This window comes from Dryocola clanedunensis (assembly GCF_038405435.1).
In the GTDB taxonomy this organism is placed as follows: domain Bacteria; phylum Pseudomonadota; class Gammaproteobacteria; order Enterobacterales; family Enterobacteriaceae; genus Dryocola; species Dryocola clanedunensis_A.
In genome coordinates this window covers 1-679 of the sequence record NZ_JBBYHZ010000091.1, presented here as the reverse complement: position 1 = coordinate 679, position 679 = coordinate 1, and the positions used below count along the sequence as shown (strand labels likewise).

1 protein-coding gene is annotated in these 679 nt (G+C 68.8%); it reads left to right on the top strand.

Going from position 1 to position 679, the window contains the following annotated elements; translation table 11 throughout:
* On the top strand, positions 1 to 679 hold a 679-nt coding region (locus AAE045_RS23570), incomplete at both ends, for a ThiF family adenylyltransferase (RefSeq protein WP_455549735.1).

Here is a 679-nt window from a genome sequence, read left to right as displayed (position 1 = left end):
CTCCAGGCCGAGCCAGACGCCCACCTGCCGGCAGCCGACGGCGAGGTCGTCCTGATCTGTCAGAGCGGCAGGCGTTCGATGGAGGCCGCGGTTTTCCTGTGGGACCTGGGCTACACGAATGTCGCCTCCGTCCACGGCGGCACCACCGCCTGGCGCGGTGACGGCCTGCCCCTGGTGCAGCCGATGCAGAGCGATGCCGAGCGCGACTTCAACGAGCGTTACTCGCGTCACCTGCTGTTGCCGCAGCTCGGTATCGAAGGCCAGAAGACGCTGCTCGCTTCGCGCGTGCTGGTGCTCGGCGCGGGCGGCCTGGGTGCACCGGCGAGCTTCTACCTGGCCGCGGCCGGGGTAGGGCACCTGCGCATCGCCGATGACGACGTGGTGGACCGCAGCAATCTGCATCGGCAGATCATCCCCACCGATGCCAGCGTTGGCGAGCCCAAGGTGCTCTCCGCGCGCGCGCGCCTGCTCGCGCTCAATCCCTCGCTGGACGTGGAGGCCGTGCAGGCGCGGGTCATCTCGGACAACATCGACACGCTGCTGGAGGGGGTCGACGTGGTGCTGGATGGTTCGGACAATTTCCCGCTGCGCTACCTGCTCAACGACGCCAGCCTGCAGCACGGCATCCCGCTGGTGTATGGCGCGGTGGAGCGCTTCACCGGCCAGGTCAGCGTGTTCG